The following is a 201-nucleotide window of genomic DNA, read 5'->3' as shown; positions in this document are numbered from 1 at the left end:
AATCCGAAATTTACTTTTGATACCGCAGGCGATTTTGAAGTAAAACTAGTTGTTACCAATTCGGCAGGAACCGACGAGATAACAAAAACAATAACCGTAACAGCAGCGCAAGTTTCACCAGTTTCAGCGTTTAGTTTTTCACCAACAAATCCAGAAACAGCACAAGAAGTTACTTTTACAAACGAAAGTACACACGCAGAT

1 protein-coding gene is annotated in these 201 nt (G+C 38.8%); it reads left to right on the top strand.

The window, feature by feature from the left end; all coding sequences use genetic code 11:
- A partial coding sequence (locus Q0776_RS17770) for a hypothetical protein (protein ID WP_298371370.1) occupies nt 1-201 on the top strand: 201 nt, incomplete at both ends.

The organism is uncultured Lutibacter sp. (assembly GCF_947495725.1).
Lineage (GTDB): Bacteria > Bacteroidota > Bacteroidia > Flavobacteriales > Flavobacteriaceae > Lutibacter.
The sequence above is the reverse complement of the archived record's forward strand: the minus strand, read 5'-3'. Positions and strand labels throughout refer to the sequence as shown.